The organism is Siculibacillus lacustris, assembly GCF_004328075.1.
Classification (GTDB): Bacteria; Pseudomonadota; Alphaproteobacteria; order Rhizobiales; family Ancalomicrobiaceae; genus Siculibacillus; species Siculibacillus lacustris.
Genome location: NZ_SJFN01000042.1, coordinates 22,138 through 35,856, shown reverse-complemented (window position 1 = coordinate 35,856; position 13,719 = coordinate 22,138). Strand labels below are relative to the sequence as shown.

General features: G+C 68.8%; 18 protein-coding genes and 1 pseudogene. 16 read left to right on the top strand and 3 right to left on the bottom strand.

Features of this window, described 5'->3' with window-relative positions; translation table 11 throughout:
* The coding region (locus tag EYW49_RS20110; RefSeq protein ID WP_131309656.1) for a sigma factor-like helix-turn-helix DNA-binding protein at positions 1 to 134 on the bottom strand (134 nt) is incomplete at its 3' end.
* 51 nt (positions 135 to 185) lie between these two features.
* Here EYW49_RS20110 and EYW49_RS20105 point away from each other — a divergent pair.
* The 11 genes and pseudogenes from EYW49_RS20105 to EYW49_RS20055 all read left to right on the top strand — a co-directional run bounded on the left by EYW49_RS20105 (position 186) and on the right by EYW49_RS20055 (position 5,212).
* Positions 186 to 422, top strand: coding sequence for a hypothetical protein (locus tag EYW49_RS20105; RefSeq protein ID WP_131311421.1), 237 nt, complete (start codon positions 186 to 188; stop codon positions 420 to 422).
* 1 nt (position 423) lies between these two features.
* A complete protein-coding gene (locus EYW49_RS20100) occupies positions 424 to 834 on the top strand; it encodes a recombination protein NinB (RefSeq protein ID WP_131311420.1) in 411 nt (136 codons plus the stop codon).
* Positions 831 to 1,217, top strand: coding sequence for an HNH endonuclease (locus EYW49_RS20095; protein ID WP_131311419.1), 387 nt, complete (start codon positions 831 to 833; stop codon positions 1,215 to 1,217). Before EYW49_RS20100 ends, EYW49_RS20095 begins: the two co-directional genes overlap by 4 nt.
* On the top strand, positions 1,214 to 1,417 hold the full coding sequence (locus EYW49_RS20090; protein ID WP_131311418.1) for a hypothetical protein: 204 nt from the start codon (positions 1,214 to 1,216) through the stop codon (positions 1,415 to 1,417). The genes EYW49_RS20095 and EYW49_RS20090 overlap by 4 nt, the downstream gene beginning before the upstream one ends.
* Positions 1,414 to 1,698, top strand: coding sequence for a hypothetical protein (locus EYW49_RS20085; protein WP_131311417.1), 285 nt, complete (start codon positions 1,414 to 1,416; stop codon positions 1,696 to 1,698). The genes EYW49_RS20090 and EYW49_RS20085 overlap by 4 nt, the downstream gene beginning before the upstream one ends.
* Positions 1,691 to 2,188 carry an ead/Ea22-like family protein gene (locus EYW49_RS20080; protein ID WP_131311416.1) on the top strand — a complete coding sequence of 166 codons (498 nt, stop codon included), beginning with the start codon at positions 1,691 to 1,693 and terminating at the stop codon, positions 2,186 to 2,188. The genes EYW49_RS20085 and EYW49_RS20080 overlap by 8 nt, the downstream gene beginning before the upstream one ends.
* Complete coding sequence (locus EYW49_RS20075) at positions 2,185 to 3,099, top strand: hypothetical protein (protein ID WP_131311415.1); 915 nt, start codon at positions 2,185 to 2,187, stop codon at positions 3,097 to 3,099. The genes EYW49_RS20080 and EYW49_RS20075 overlap by 4 nt, the downstream gene beginning before the upstream one ends.
* Positions 3,096 to 3,320 (top strand): hypothetical protein, encoded by a 225-nt coding sequence (locus EYW49_RS20070; RefSeq protein WP_131311414.1) that lies wholly within the window; start codon positions 3,096 to 3,098, stop codon positions 3,318 to 3,320. The genes EYW49_RS20075 and EYW49_RS20070 overlap by 4 nt, the downstream gene beginning before the upstream one ends.
* Before the next feature lie 187 nt (positions 3,321 to 3,507).
* Complete coding sequence (locus EYW49_RS20065; RefSeq protein WP_131311413.1) at positions 3,508 to 3,855, top strand: DUF2493 domain-containing protein; 348 nt, start codon at positions 3,508 to 3,510, stop codon at positions 3,853 to 3,855.
* Positions 3,855 to 3,968 (top strand): annotated as a pseudogene (locus tag EYW49_RS23745) (hypothetical protein); the annotation flags it as partial. The gene EYW49_RS20065 and the pseudogene EYW49_RS23745, both read left to right, overlap by 1 nt.
* A 56-nt stretch (positions 3,969 to 4,024) precedes the next feature.
* The gene (locus EYW49_RS20055; protein ID WP_165498349.1) at positions 4,025 to 5,212 is read left to right on the top strand and encodes a tyrosine-type recombinase/integrase; all 1,188 of its coding nucleotides are present in this window, start codon (positions 4,025 to 4,027) and stop codon (positions 5,210 to 5,212) included.
* Between the two features lie 295 nt (positions 5,213 to 5,507).
* Here the strand turns inward: EYW49_RS20055 and EYW49_RS23635 are convergent, their stop codons facing one another.
* Entirely contained in the window at positions 5,508 to 5,642 is a 135-nt protein-coding gene (locus tag EYW49_RS23635; protein ID WP_265937407.1) for a hypothetical protein, read from the bottom strand.
* A 152-nt stretch (positions 5,643 to 5,794) separates the two neighbouring features.
* Entirely contained in the window at positions 5,795 to 6,625 is an 831-nt protein-coding gene (locus EYW49_RS20050; protein WP_131311411.1) for a metallophosphoesterase family protein, read from the bottom strand.
* A gap of 278 nt (positions 6,626 to 6,903) precedes the next feature.
* Here EYW49_RS20050 and EYW49_RS20045 point away from each other — a divergent pair, with 278 nt between their 5' ends.
* The 5 genes from EYW49_RS20045 to EYW49_RS20025 all read left to right on the top strand — a co-directional run bounded on the left by EYW49_RS20045 (position 6,904) and on the right by EYW49_RS20025 (position 13,645).
* On the top strand, positions 6,904 to 7,821 hold the full coding sequence (locus tag EYW49_RS20045) for a formate/nitrite transporter family protein (protein WP_131311410.1): 918 nt from the start codon (positions 6,904 to 6,906) through the stop codon (positions 7,819 to 7,821).
* Between the two features lie 203 nt (positions 7,822 to 8,024).
* Entirely contained in the window at positions 8,025 to 9,500 is a 1,476-nt protein-coding gene (gene xylB / locus EYW49_RS20040) for a xylulokinase (RefSeq protein ID WP_131311409.1), read from the top strand.
* A gap of 235 nt (positions 9,501 to 9,735) precedes the next feature.
* The gene (locus tag EYW49_RS20035; protein WP_228259695.1) at positions 9,736 to 11,040 is read left to right on the top strand and encodes an ROK family protein; all 1,305 of its coding nucleotides are present in this window, start codon (positions 9,736 to 9,738) and stop codon (positions 11,038 to 11,040) included.
* Entirely contained in the window at positions 11,037 to 12,578 is a 1,542-nt protein-coding gene (locus tag EYW49_RS20030; RefSeq protein WP_206365513.1) for a sugar ABC transporter ATP-binding protein, read from the top strand. The genes EYW49_RS20035 and EYW49_RS20030 overlap by 4 nt, the downstream gene beginning before the upstream one ends.
* A gap of 65 nt (positions 12,579 to 12,643) precedes the next feature.
* Positions 12,644 to 13,645, top strand: coding sequence for an ABC transporter permease subunit (locus tag EYW49_RS20025; RefSeq protein WP_131311407.1), 1,002 nt, complete (start codon positions 12,644 to 12,646; stop codon positions 13,643 to 13,645).
* The last annotated feature ends 74 nt before the right edge of the window (positions 13,646 to 13,719 follow it).

Sequence of the window (13,719 nt, the reverse complement as noted above, 5' to 3'; positions counted from 1 at the left end):
AACCGAGGCTCGACGCTGTCGGACCGCAGGTACTTGCGGACCGTGTTCCTCGAAAGCCCGGTGCGCCGGGAAATCTCTCGGATCGAGAAATGATCCCGATAGTGCCAGCGCCGGATGACGCTCAATAACTCCATGTCGATCACTCCGCTGTCCCCCGCACCAGTGGCGAGGGAGGAGGTTCAAACATGGGTCAATTCTCGATGGAAAAATCCCTGCCGCCTGGGTCAGTTCTCCGCGGAAATCAACACTACATCGACAACGAGGACTCTGAACAGGCTATCCGCGCGACCTGGACACGCGAGAAGCCCCAGCGGACCGCGGCGCGGCTCACCGAAGCACAGGTCGCCGAGATGCTGGCTGCAATGAAGCGGCGCTTCGATGAGATCAAGGCCGGCGCCAACCTCTTGCTGGCGGGCGAGTGACATGAGCCGCGCAACCCTCGTCCTTACCAGCGACGTCATCCGCGCCCGTGCGCTCGCCTGGGTGAGCAAGGCCCCGCCGGAGACACGCATCGAGTTCAAGGCGCCGAAGCGGACGATCCCGCAGAACGCGCGCCTTTGGGCGATGCTGACGGACATCGCCAGTCAGTTGACGTGGCACGGCGTGCGGCTCACCGCCGACGACTGGAAGCTCGTGTTTCTCGACGCGTTGAAAGCCGAGCTCCGCCTCGTGCCGAACATCCACGGAACCGGCTTCGTGAATTTGGGGCGGTCATCGTCGGATCTGTCGAAGGCCGAGTTTGGCGACCTGATGGAGATCATCGAGGCGTTCGGCGCTGAGCATGGCGTCGTGTTCCACAGTTCCGCGCTCGAGCAAGAGGGGATGCGCGCATGACCGGGCGCACCGTGCCGGAATGGTCCGGTGCCTCGCCAGACACGGCGATTCCCGCAAGGGTCCGGGTCCGTCTGTTCGAAGCCGCAAAAGGTCTTTGCCAGTCGTGCGGCGTGCGGATCAGGCCCGGCAATGGCCCCGAGTACGATCACCGTCTGGCGCTGATCCTCGGTGGCGAGAACCGCGAAGGCAATATCGATGTTCTGTGCCGCGCGTGCCACTCGGAAAAATCAAAGGCTGACGTTGCCGCCAAGTCGAAGACGGCCCGCATCAGGGCGAAGCACCTCGGCGTCAAGACGTCGTCGCGACCGATGCCGGGGTCGAAGGCTTCGGGTTTCCGCAAGCGCATGGATGGGCGCGTAGAGCGCCGGGAGGAACGGACATGACCATGAAAACCTACGATCCCGCAGCTACCTGTCCGAAGTGCGGCGGCACGGATGTGAGTGCCCTCTGGCAAGATCGCGACGTCGCCCGTGGCTACCAATGGGACCCCATGCCGGTCGAAGAGCATTTGCGTCGGCGTTGCCAGCGATGCGCCTACGAGTGGCCCGAAGCACCTCTGGATGCGACGGAGGCCGCGCAATGACCCACGACCCTACCGCAGTGCTCACCGCCGTCCGTTCCGTGCTCGGGCCGATGGCGAGCCCTCAGACCGCCGAGGCGCTGTACGCGGCTCTGAGGCCGATCGCAGGAGAGGAGGCGGCCTGCGAGGCGGACCACAAGGCCATGATTCACGAGGAAAACGGCCTACGGAAGGCAAAAAGTCGGACGGGCCGGGACAAGGCGCGCGCGTCCATGAGAGCCGCATCGGATATCGCCACCACAATCCGCACTGCCATGTGCCAGGAGGCCCCGTCCAATGGCTGAGATCGACCTCGACAAGCTGGAAGCCGTGGCGAAGGCGGCAACGCCGTGTGAGTGGCGAAGGTTGGGATTCTCTGTCCGGTCCAGTTATTTTGACGGAGAGCATGAGGTCGCCCGTATCGATTGTCAGTGGGGACCGAATGCAGATGGGGCCAATGTCGAACACATCTCCACGTTCGACCCTCCGACCGTTCTCGCCCTCATCTCCCGCCTGCGCAAGGCGGAAGCGGATGCCGCAGAACTTCGCGCGACGCTTTCGCGCGCCGACGCAGACCACGCCGCCGATGTTCAAGCGCTCCGCGATCAGCGCGACGAAGCCCGCGCGGCCCTCGCCGCCGCCCGCAACGACGCGCTCGAAGAGGCATCAGAAGCGGCCAATGGCATCGACCCGAAGATCCTCGAAGGACGGACCCAAGGGTTTGTCAGCATCTATTGCGCTTCTCGCGTATCCGCTGCCGATGCGATCCGCGCCCTCAAGGAACTGATGCCATGACCGAGACCGACCAAGAACGCGCCGCGCTGGCGGAATGGCGGGACCTCTCCAACAAGCTCCCTTCCTCCGGAAACATCGCATGGAAGACGCTTGTCGCGGCCGTCGGCGCGGCGCGGGGGTCGCCTTGGACGCCCGACCCGGCGTTCTATGTCGGACATCAGGTTCCGAACATCAACATGAACTCCCTCGACCGGATCGCGACCTATTTCCGAGACGAAGCCCTCGCTAGTCCGGCGCCGATCGGCTTCGTCATCGCGAACAGCGCCGGAGACCGATTCCGCGCCTGGGGCGACTTTGGGCCGGAATGGACCGAGGACAAGGCGAAGGCCCTCAAGTTCGCCGATCGGGAGAGCGCCGAGGCGTTCGGCCGAGAAGATGAGGACGCATGGTTCATCCTGCCGATCGGGGATCCGGAGCCGGCGACCGAGACCAGCGTCTCCCCCGAGGCGATGGCCGCCGCCGCGGCTATGGTGCCGGAGATCATGGCGCAGTCGGCGAGCGGCGTCCGCCTGCCGTACGACGGTCTGCGGCGCCCGGCCGCTCCGCTCCCCGCCGAGGCGCGGGAGATCGTGGCGCGGGCGATCAAGACACACATCAAGGTCGACGCCACCGGCCTTGCGCCGGCTGTGGCGAGTGCATTTGTCGTCGGCATCAATGATGCTGCCGACGCCGCTACCGCCGCCCTTTCCTCTGCCGGCCTCCTGCGGGAGCCGGTACGAGCCGGGCAAGATCTCGGCGGCGGGCTCGTCGCGGCGCCTGCGGATTTGGTTGCCGCCTTGGCCTATATCGCAGGATCGGCTTCAAGTCTGGTGCTGTGGATGTCGCCTAAAGGTGAGTGCCGCACCAGAGACGACCTTGTTGCCGCCGCCGGGGAACTGCTCGCCGCTGCCGAGAAGGAGGGCACGAAGTGACCGACATCCCCGAGGACGTGATGCGGGCGGCACGTGCCGTGGCGAAGGGCATGTTCGACCCGATCGACGTCGAAGAGATCGCCCGGGCCATCCTCGCCGAGCGCGAGCGGTGCGCCAAGATCGCCGAAGGATGGGAAGCTACCATGAGGCGCGGCCAATACATCGACGATGCCCTCAAAAGCGTTGCCGCCGCGATCCGTGCCCCGCGCGAGGAGGGCTGACCGTGCCCGACATCTCAATGTGCAGCCTTTCGACGTGCCATCTAGCCGAACGATGCCGGCGCTCTCCGGAGTTCGGGACCAAGCCCGGGCCGTGGCAGTCATATGCTTCGTTCGGCCATCCGTCGTCTGAGGACTGCTCCGGCTGGTGGCCGTGGCCGAAGGTCGAGACGCGTGAGGAGGTGGAACCGTGAGAGTGCTCGTCACCGGAGGCCGAGACTACCAGGATTTCAACCGGGTCGGAGCCGTGCTCGGGAAGCTGAAGGCCGAGCACGGCATCGAATGCGTCATCACCGGATGCGCCGATGGCGCCGATCGGTGGGCGAGGAATTGGGCGCGCCTACACCAGACCGACCTCGCCATGTTCGCGGCACGATGGTTGGTTGACGGTCGGAAGGCTGGTCCGCTTCTCAATCAACGCATGATCGACGAGGGCAAACCTGATCTCGTCGTCGCTTTTCCAGGAGGCCGCGGAACGGCCGATATGGTCCGGCGCGCGAAGGCGGCCAGCATCGAGGTCATGGAGGTCACCGGCTGATGCGCGACGACACCCCCATGACCCTCGACGAGGCCTGCCGCGATCTCTTGCGCGGCCTTGTGAAGGCGAGCACCTTGCGTGCCGCGATCTCCTCCGGAACGCTCTCGCACGAGCGTCAGGGCCGGCGGATCATCGTAACGAAGCGCGACATCGAAGAGTGGAGAGCAGCGTGCCGCGTCGAAGCTCGAAAGGCCCCCGTCTCTGGCTGCAACCGGAGCGACGATCTGCCAACGGATCGATCGAGCGGGCGGTCTGGTGCATCCTCGACGACCGAGGAATCAAGCGCCGCACTGGCTGCGCTGAGGGCGAACGTCGAGAAGCTGAAGACAAGCTCGCCGCCTACATCCACTCGAAGAGGACGTCGGAGCGAGCCCGCGACCGTGCTGCCTCTGAGGTGCTGATCGCCGACGTCCTGTCAATCTACTCGGTCGACGTCGCGCCGCGGCAATCCAGACCGAAGGAGGCCGGGGCCAGGATCACCCGCCTTTCGGATTGGTGGGGCGTCAAGCGCCTTTCCGACGTGACGGGCCGCTCCTGCCGCGCCTACGCCGAGCACCGGGGATCGCCAGCCGCCGCGCGCCGCGAGCTCGAAGACCTCAGAGCCGCGATCAACCATCACCGCGCCGAAGGGCTATGTCGCGAGGTCGTCGAAGTCGTGTTGCCCGACAAGGGCGAGCCCCGGACACGATGGCTCACGAACCGCGAAGTCGCCAAGCTGATCTGGACGGCATGGCACTATCGCGAGATGCAGGACGGACGCCCGACGAAGCGCAGGCCATGGCGCCATGTCGCCCGCTTCATCCTCCTGGCCGTCTACACCGGCACCCGCGCCGGCACCGTCTGCGCCTCCTCCTTCGCTCAAGAGGAGGGCTTCGGCTGGATCGATCTCGAACGAGGTGTCTGGTACCGCCGGCCCGAAGGCATCGCCGAGACGAAAAAGCGCCGGCCGCCGGTGCCATTGCCGGATCGGTTGCAGGCGCACCTGCGGCGCTGGTCGAAGCGACAGCGCTACCCGGTCGAGTTCAACCGGAACCCGGTCGGCGACGTCGACAAGGCTTTCCGTCTGGTCGTCGAGGCATCGGGTCTGGGCGAGGACGTGACGCCGCACACGCTGCGGCACACCGCCGCGACGTGGTTGATGCAGAGGGGGGTGGAGCTCTGGGAGGCTGCCGGCTACCTCGGCATGACCGTGGAGACGCTTGAGCGCGTCTATGGCCACCACTCGCCGGACCACCTGAAAAACGCCGTGGCGGCGATGGACGGAAAGAAAACGGAAAAGAACGTTCGGACAGATGCAGAACGTTCCGAGTCTGCGATTGTTTCAATAGCGAAAAAACGGCGGAAATCCGCCAATTGATCGGGATGCCCCCGCGTTCGGGACGAGGGGGTCGCAGGTTCAAATCCTGCCACTCCGACCACCGCCCAGCTCTTTCCCGAAGAGCAAGACGGAAAGCAGAACGGAAAACGACGTCGTCCCGGAGCTTGCCTCACGGGCGCTTTTCGCGTTCAGCCCCACGAGAAGCAGCCGCAGACCGTCGCACCGCACAGGGCCGCCTTCCGAGGCGTCGACCGGTACCGACATGGCCCGGTGGCGCGGCTCTTCGGCCTCGTCCGGGGTCAGCGCGCTGCGGTCGCGCGCCGAATAGATGCAGTCACTGACGGCCTCGGATCCCAAACTGTCTGCGGGCGTCGATCACATCGGCCATCCAGCGCTCGCGCTCGGAGAGGCGGCCGAGTGCGGCGCGATCGATCATCGCGACCGTGGCGTCGGCGTGGACGATCGGCACCGCATCCTTGAGGACGGCCGCCGAGCGGCATGAATTCCCCCGGACCGGTTGGCGGGAGGAGTTGACCGTTTCGCCCACAACCGTCGACGGCGGTGCAGACTTCGTCGAGGGTCGGTCTCTTCGAATTGACCATCGCCCGGCGCTTCGCGCCCTCAGCCGACCGGCTTGGCCGAGGGCGGGTAGATCTCGTCGTGGACCGGGTCGAGCAGGCTGTCTTCGACCGCCCGCGGCCGCACGAAGCGGCTCTCCACCGCGTCCGCGGTGAAACGATGCTCGATCACCCCGACCGACCGCGCGCCGCCGAGTTCTTCCTGGATGGCGCCGCAGACGAAGGCCGCCGAGGGGCCCCAGACATGGGCGACGCCGTCGACCGCGCGGATCCGCGAGACATGGAGATGACCCGAAGCGACCAGCCCGAGGTCGGCGCCCTGCAGCGCCGCGAGGAGCCGCGCCCGCGGCTCGGGCTTGACCGTCCAATAGCCGCGCGCGCCTTCCGACACCTCGTCGATGAACAGCGGCTTGTGCAGGAACAGGGCGATCTTGGCGGTCGTCTCGGTGGCTTCGTCGAACCAGCGATACTGCGCCTCCTCTTCCGGGTCGCCCGAGCCGAACAGCATCGCGTCGAGCCCGATCAACCGCCAACCGTCGATGTCGAGGCTCCAACGGTCGTCGCCGATCGCCGCGCGATAGGCCGCCAGCCGCGCCGCGCCGATCGGTTGGTCGGCGCGGATCGACAGCAGATCGCCGACGTCGTGATTGCCGGGCACTGCCCGCCAGTCGATGCCGAGATCGCGGTGCCAGTCGGCGGCGAGCGCCAGATCGGCAGGGTCGCCGGCGCCGTTCATGGTCAGATCGCCGGTGTTGATCACCAGATCCGCCCCGGACGCCGCAATGTGACGGCCGACCGCCGCGACATTCTCGGCGAACTGCCGATGCACCGTCGACAGATGGGTGTCGCTGACCTGAATCACTCGGAACGCCATGACGAATCTCCTTCGCGAAGGCGCCAATCTCCGGAGCCGCCGTGACGCGACGATGACGCCCGTCACGATCCGCGGCGCCCGGCGCCCGCGGCGATCCTCACCGGCGCGGACGACCCCTCCGTTTTTCGCAGAGATCGGCTGCGAATTCACCGAGATTGCGCGCGGGGGCTATGCGCCGGACGCAGGATGGGTCAAACAGATGCGACCTTCGTAGGATGAAGGGGCTCCGCGACGGCGATCCGCCACGCGCCGGCCCGACGACACTCTGGAGACGTTCCATGGCCGCGAACGACGCGACGCAGAAGACGGGCCTGCTCGGCCTCGACGCCTATTCCCCGGCGGAGATTCAGGACAAGGTCGAGAAACTCGGCGTCAAGAAGGTGCGTCTGCCCTTCGTCGCGAGTTTCATGCTGTCGGTGGTGGCCGGCGGTTCGATCGGGCTCGGCGGCATGTTCTTCGTGATCATCCTCGCCGATCCGACCCTCGGCTTCGCCTTCCAGCGCCTGCTCGGCGGCATCGTCTTCTCGCTCGGTCTCGCCCTGGTGGTGATCGGCGGCGCCGAGTTGTTCACCGGCAACTGCCTGATCGTCATGGCCTGGGCCAACCGCCAGATCAGCACCCGCGAAGTGCTCGGCAACTGGACCACGGTGTGGCTCGGCAATCTCGTCGGGGCGCTGGGGCTGGTGGCGATGATCTTCCTCGCCCACCACACCGACATGAACAACGGTCTGGTCGGCGCCGCGGTGCTCAAGCTGGCGCTGAGCAAGATCGCCCCCGACATGGTCACCATCTTCTTCAAGGGCGTACTCTGCAACATCCTGGTCTGTCTCGGCGTGTGGCTGGCCTATGCCGGCCGCTCGGTCGCCGACAAGATGGCCGGGTTGATCCTGCCGGTCGCCGCCTTCGTCGCCGCCGGCTTCGAGCACTGCGTCGCCAACATGTATTTCCTGCCGCTCGCCTGGCTGCTCGCCGCGACCGGCCATGTCCCCGCCGACCTCGACGTCTCCGCGATCACGCTGACCGGCATCCTCCACAATCTGATCCCCGCGACGCTCGGCAACATCGTCGGCGGCGCCGGCTGCGTGGGCTTCGTCTATTGGGCGATCTATCGTCGCGCCCTCGGCGGCCTGACGCCACTCGACACCGCCGCGCCGGCCGCGGCCGACGGCGATCCGGCCCGCCGCCGCGCTTCCTGACGGCCGCCCGTCGAACCAACGTCGCAGGCCCCGCCCCCCGCGCGGGGCCTTGACGGGCCGTCGCCGCGGGCGTCTCCTGGCGCCCCGCTCGCGCCGCGCCCCGCCGTTTCGGGCCGTTTCGCCCCCCGAGCCGGCGCGGGCCACGAAGAGCCGTACGCCGGCCCCAGGGCGCCGACTTCGCGGCCGCGGCAAGGACGGATCGCATGCGGTGCTTTCTCGGTCTCGACATCGGCACGTCGGCGGTCAAGGCGATCCTCGTCGACGAGACCGGCGGCGCCCGCGCCGAGGCGTCGAGCCCGCTCGCCCTGTCGCGCCCGCGCCCCGGCTGGTCGGAGCAGCATCCCGACGCCTGGTGGCAGGCGGTGGAGGCCACCCTCGACGCCCTCGCCGCCGCCGCGCCCGCGGATCTTTCCGCCGTCGCGGCGATCGGCCTGTCCGGCCAGATGCACGGCGCGGTGCTGCTCGGCGCCGACGATCGCCCGTTGCGCGCCGCCATCCTGTGGAACGACGGCCGCGCCACCCGCGAGGCCCGCACGCTCGCCGCCCGCGGCGACGAGCTCGCCGGCCGCCTCGGGGTGCGCGCCATGCCCGGCCTGACCGCACCGAAGCTGCTGTGGCTCGCCGTCCACGAGCCCGAGGTCTTCGCGGCGCTGCGCACCCTGTTGCTGCCCAAGGACTGGATCCGCCTGAAGCTGACCGGCGAACGGGTCACCGACACCTCGGATGCCGCCGGCACCTGGCTGCTCGACGAGGCCCGCCGCGACTGGGACCCCGAGGCCCTCGACGCGGTCGGTCTGGCGCGCGACCGTCTGCCGCGCCTCGTCGAAGGCACCGACGTCTCCGGGCGCCTGCGCGCCGAGGTCGCCGCCCGCTGGGGGATGCGGCCGGGCATTCCGGTGGCCGGGGGCGCCGGCGACAGTCCGGCCGGAGCGATCGGCCTCGGCGTGGTCGACGAGGGCACGGCGCTGCTCAATCTCGGCACCTCGGCGCTGCTGCTCGCCCCGACCGGGGCCTATCGCCCCAACGCCGCCCACCTCGTCCATGCCTTCTGCCACGGCCTGCCCGGCCGCTGGTATCAGATGGCGGCGATGCTCAACGGCGCCTCGGCACTGGCCTGGGCCGCCGGCCTCGTCGGCCGCGAAGTCGGCGATCTGGTCGCCGAGATCGAGGCCCGCGACGCGCCTCCCGCCGATCTCCTGTTCCTGCCCTACCTCAGCGGCGAGCGCACCCCTCACGACGACCCCTGGGCGCGCGGCGTGTTGTTCGGCCTCGATCCGACCACGTCGCCGGCCGACGTCGGCCGCGCCGTGATGGAGGGCGTCGCCTTCACCTTCGCCGATGCGGTCGCGGCGCTGGCCGCCGCCGGGACGGACATCCGCCGGGTCGATGCGATCGGCGGCGGCACCCGCAGCCGCCTGTGGGCGCGCATCCTCGCGGCGGTGATGAACGTGCCGGTGGTCCGCCGCAAGGGCGGCGACAAAGGCCCGGCCTTCGGCGCCGCCCGGCTCGCCCGCCTGTGCCTCGGCGAAGACCGCATCGCCGACGTCTGCGTCTCGCCACCGGTCGATGCCGTCGCCGAACCCGAGCCCGATCTGGTCGCCGCCTACGGCGAACGCGTCGAGCGCTTCCGTCGCCTCTACGGCGCGGTGAAGGGCGAATTCTCGCCCCGTCGCAACTGATCGGCGCGATCGAAACGCGGGCCGCGACCCATCTTCGCAGCCCCGCGTGCAACCCCCGCGACCCCTCCCGCCCCCCTCGCGAAGCCTATTGACAGCCGTCCCGCATTTCATCATCATGAATTAATAAATGCGCCGACGAGCTCCGCGAACGGTCTCACGAGACCCTCGCGACCCGTTCCGGATCCCTCTGAGGAGCCGGTTCGAGGAAGGCCGCGGACATCACGGGGAGGTGGTCGTGGCCAGCACGACGAACAGCGCGACGGCGTCGGGGCCGGGGCACGGAGCCAATTCCGTGTTCGTCCGCCAGTTCAACGAACGCGTCATCCTCGCGGCTCTGCGCCGCATGGAACGCGCTTCGAAGGCCGAGCTCGCCCGTGTCGCCTCCCTCACCAACAATGCCACCGGCGTCATCGTCCAGGCCCTCGAGCGCGCCGGACTGGTTCAGCAACTCGGCAAGAAGCGCGACGGCGGCCGCGGCCAACCGGCGACGGTCCTGGCGCTCGATCCCGACGGCGCCTATGCCATCGGCATCCGCCTCGATCGCGGCTCGCTGGAGACCGTGCTGGTCGATTTCGCCGGCAAGCCGCTGGCCCGCCGCACCCACACCCTCGATCTGCCGCCGCCCGAACGCACGCTGGAGATCGTGGTGCGCGACGTCGCCCAGATCGCCGCCATGCTCGCCCCCGACAAGCTCGACCGTCTGGTCGGCATCGGCGTCGCCGCGCCCTACGATCTCGGCGCCTGGCTCGACAAACTGTCGCTGCCCGCCGACTTCGGCCGCTGGAACGGTTTCGACGTCGCCGGCGCGCTGAGCGCCGCGACCGGGCTCGACGTGGTGATGGAGAACGACGGCACCGCCGCCACCGTCGCCGAACTGTTCTACGGCCAGGGCCGCCACCTCGACGATTTCCTCTATCTCTTCCTCGGCTCGGCGATCGGCGGCGGCGTGGTGGTCGGCGGCCAATATCTGCGCGGCCCGCGCGGCAATGCCGGCGACGTCGGCATGATGCCGGTGCCGGCCTCGCGGCTCGCCTCGGCACCGAAGGTCGAGCGCAGCTGGGACATCCTCCTGTCGCGCGCCTCGATCAATGCGCTGATCCGCCACCTGCGCTTCCGCGGCATTCCCGTCCAAGGCCTCGGCGACGTCGCCGCCGCCGCGGCCTCCGCCCCGGCCGCCCTCGAAGAATGGCTCGCCGACTGCACCGAGGCGCTGGTCGGGCCGGTGCTCGCCGCCGCCGCGGTGCTCGATCTGCCGGTGGTGGTGCTCGACGGCGATCTCGACCCGAGCCTGCTCGGGCCGCTCGCCGAGCGCCTGGCGCTGCGCCTCGCGGCGGAAGTGCCGGAGGCCCGCACCGCCCCACGCATCCTGCTCGGCACCTTCGGCGAGGACGCCGGCGCGGTCGGCGCGGCGAGCCTGCCGTTCCATCTCAACTTCAGCCCCCACGCCGCGATCCTCACCGGCCGCCACGCCGACGTCTGGGACGACCGCAGCCGGAGCGACGGCGACCGCCGAGACGACACCCGGGGAGATCCGACATGACAGAGACCGCCGAGCGCACGCCGATCCTGGAGATGCGCGAGATCCGCAAGACCTTCATCGGCGTCAAGGCGCTGGCCGGCGTCGACCTCAACGCCTGGGAAGGCGAGATCCACGCCCTGATGGGCGAGAACGGCGCCGGCAAGTCGACCCTGATGAAGATCCTGGCCGGCGCCTACCGCGCCGATCCCGGCGGTGAGATCCGCATCGACGGCCATCCGGTGGTGATCGACGGGCCGCTCGCCGCCAAGCGCCTCGGCGTCGCGGTGATCTACCAGGAACTCAGCCTGTCGCCGAACCTGACCGTCGCCGAGAACATCTATCTCGGCCGCGAGCCGACCGCCTCCGGCATGATCGACCGCGCCGCCATGGAGAAGGGCGCCGCCCCCGTGCTCGAGCGGCTGGGTGCCGACTTCACCCCGCGCACCCTGGTCGGCGACCTGTCGATCGCCGAGCGCCAACTGGTCGAGATCGCCCGCGCCGTCCATGCCCACGCCCGCATCCTGGTGATGGACGAGCCGACCACCGCGCTGTCGTCGCGCGAGACCGATCGGCTGTTCGACCTGATCCGCCAATTGCGCGGCGAAGGTCTGGCGATCATCTACATCAGCCACCGCATGAACGAGATCTACGAGCTCGCCGACCGCGTCTCGGTGCTGCGCGACGGCGCCTATGTCGGCACCCTGACCCGCGCCGAACTCTCCGCCGACCGTCTGGTCAAGATGATGGTCGGCCGCGACATTTCCGGCTTCTACACCAAGGGCGTCGGCAATCCCCACCGCTACGGGCCGGTCGCCCTCGACGTCCGCGACTTCTCCGACGGGCGCCGCGTCAAGAAGGCCTCGCTCACCGTCCGCCACGGCGAAGTGGTGGCGCTCGCCGGTCTGGTCGGCTCGGGCCGCACCGAGCTCGCCCGCCTGATCTTCGGCGCCGAACGCCGCCTCAGCGGCACGATGACCCTCGAGGGCCGGCCCGTCGAGATCCATTCACCCGGCGCCGCCATCGCCACCGGCCTCGCCTATCTCACCGAGGACCGCAAGGCCCAGGGCCTGTTCCTCGACATGAGCGTCCACGACAACGTCAATCTCGCGGTGTTCGGCCGCGACTCCTCGATGGGCGGGGTGCTCGACCTCGCCCGCGCCGGTGAGCGCGTCAAGGCGGCGATCGCCGCCCTGAAGATCCGCGTCGCCGGCCCCGGCGTCGAGGTCGGAACGCTGTCGGGCGGCAACCAGCAGAAGGTCCTGCTGTCGCGCCTGCTCGAGACCCAACCCGAGGTGCTGTTGCTCGACGAGCCGACCCGCGGCGTCGACATCGGCGCCAAGTCGGAGATCTACCGGCTGATCGACGAACTGGCGGCGCGCGGCGTCGCGGTCCTGGTGATCTCGTCGGAACTGCCCGAGGTGGTCGGCATCGCCGACCGCGTGGTGGTGATGCGCGACGGCATCGTCGCCGGCGAACTCGACGGCTCCGAGGCCCACCCGATCACCCAGGAAACCATCATGGAACTCGCCACCGGCGCGAAGACCCACGCCGCCGCCTGAACCCTGCCGGACGCCCCCCCGCCCGGGACGGAGCGACCACGGAACGAGAGCATGGAGACCTCGACATGAGCGAGAAAGTCGAAACCGCGCCGGCCGCCTCCCCCGCCAAGGCGAGCGAGCACCGCGCCAAGATCCAGAGCTTCGTCAGGACCGTCGGCATGGCGCCGATCCTGATCCTGCTCGGCATCATCTTCCAGACGCTCAGCGACCGCTTCATCTCGGTTCAGAACCTGTCGATCGTCGCCCAGCAGGCGTCGGTCAACATGGTGCTCGCCGCCGGCATGACCTTCGTCATTCTGACCGGCGGCATCGACCTGTCGGTCGGTTCGATCCTCGCCGCCGCCGCGATGGTGGCGCTGATCATGTCGAACGTGCCGGACCTCGCCTTCCTGGCGATCCCGCTCGGCATCGGCGCCGGCCTGTTCTTCGGCGTGCTCAACGGCGCGATGATCGCCTTCCTGCGCCTGCCGCCGTTCATCGTCACCCTCGGCGCCCTGACCGCGGTGCGCGGCGTCGCCCGCCTGCTCGGCGCCGACAAGACGGTGTTCAATGCCAAACTGCCCTTCGCGGTGATCGGCAACGGCTCGATCTTCGGGGTGCCGTGGCTGGTGGTGATCGCCTTCGCGGTGATCCTCGTGTCGTGGTTCATCCTGCGCCGCACCGTGCTCGGTGTGCACATCTACGCGGTCGGCGGCAATGCCGACGCGGCCCGCCTGTCCGGCATCAAGGTGCCGCTGGTGCTGCTGTTCGTCTACGGCATCTCCGGCGCCTTCTCCGGCCTCGGCGCGATCATGCAGGCCGCGCGCCTCTACGCCGCCAACGGGCTCCAGCTCGGCCAGTCCTACGAGCTCGACGCCATTGCCGCGGTGATCCTCGGCGGTACCTCCTTCGTCGGCGGCATCGGTTCGATCTGGGGCACCCTGGTCGGCGCCCTGATCATCGCCGTGCTGTCCAACGGCCTGGTGCTGATCGGCATCTCCGACATCTGGCAGTTCATCATCAAGGGTCTGGTGATCATCGGCGCCGTGGCGCTCGACCGCTACCGCCTGTCGAGCTCGGCGCGCTGATCCCCCCGCGGGGTGCGAGCGATCGCCCCCGACCGACACCACCGGCGCCCCCGCGCCGCGTCGTGAACAGCCGG

Coding starts and splice junctions, on each gene's coding strand:
- EYW49_RS20105 (WP_131311421.1), top strand. CDS start 186: ATGGGTCAATTCTCGATGGAAAAATCCCTGCCGCCTGGGTCAGTTCTC.
- EYW49_RS20100 (WP_131311420.1), top strand. CDS start 424: ATGAGCCGCGCAACCCTCGTCCTTACCAGCGACGTCATCCGCGCCCGT.
- EYW49_RS20095 (WP_131311419.1), top strand. CDS start 831: ATGACCGGGCGCACCGTGCCGGAATGGTCCGGTGCCTCGCCAGACACG.
- EYW49_RS20090 (WP_131311418.1), top strand. CDS start 1,214: ATGACCATGAAAACCTACGATCCCGCAGCTACCTGTCCGAAGTGCGGC.
- EYW49_RS20085 (WP_131311417.1), top strand. CDS start 1,414: ATGACCCACGACCCTACCGCAGTGCTCACCGCCGTCCGTTCCGTGCTC.
- EYW49_RS20080 (WP_131311416.1), top strand. CDS start 1,691: ATGGCTGAGATCGACCTCGACAAGCTGGAAGCCGTGGCGAAGGCGGCA.
- EYW49_RS20075 (WP_131311415.1), top strand. CDS start 2,185: ATGACCGAGACCGACCAAGAACGCGCCGCGCTGGCGGAATGGCGGGAC.
- EYW49_RS20050 (WP_131311411.1), bottom strand. CDS start 6,625: ATGGCGTTCCGAGTGATTCAGGTCAGCGACACCCATCTGTCGACGGTG.
- EYW49_RS20045 (WP_131311410.1), top strand. CDS start 6,904: ATGGCCGCGAACGACGCGACGCAGAAGACGGGCCTGCTCGGCCTCGAC.
- xylB (WP_131311409.1), top strand. CDS start 8,025: ATGCGGTGCTTTCTCGGTCTCGACATCGGCACGTCGGCGGTCAAGGCG.
- EYW49_RS20030 (WP_206365513.1), top strand. CDS start 11,037: ATGACAGAGACCGCCGAGCGCACGCCGATCCTGGAGATGCGCGAGATC.
- EYW49_RS20025 (WP_131311407.1), top strand. CDS start 12,644: ATGAGCGAGAAAGTCGAAACCGCGCCGGCCGCCTCCCCCGCCAAGGCG.